1 rRNA gene is annotated in these 291 nt (G+C 36.4%); it reads left to right on the top strand.

What is annotated here, in order from left to right:
* Positions 1–88 (top strand): 5S ribosomal RNA (gene rrf / locus LQ611_RS14020); the annotation flags it as partial.
* Positions 89–291 lie beyond the last annotated feature (203 nt).

Raw genomic sequence — 291 nt, 5'->3', positions numbered from 1 at the left:
CCTGTTCCCATGCCGAACACAGAAGTTAAGCTCTTTAGCGCCGATGGTAGTTGGGCTTACGTTCCGCGAGAGTAGGACGTTGCCGGGCAAAATTCAATTTTGACCCTTGGGTCTTTTTTTCTTGAAATTTTCTTGAAAAATAAATTGAATTAAATGTTGACACAAGAATATAACAAGTGTATAATAGTTTCTTGTGAGACAAAATGAACATTGAAAACTGAATGACAATATGTCAACGTTAATTCCAATAATTGAGTACTGAAAGTACTTCAGAGTGATTGGCTTAACCAA

Source organism: Mammaliicoccus sp. L-M44, from assembly GCF_022386355.1.
GTDB classification, from domain to species: Bacteria; Bacillota; Bacilli; order Staphylococcales; family Staphylococcaceae; genus Mammaliicoccus; species Mammaliicoccus sciuri_A.
This window is presented reverse-complemented; position numbering and strand designations above follow the sequence as displayed.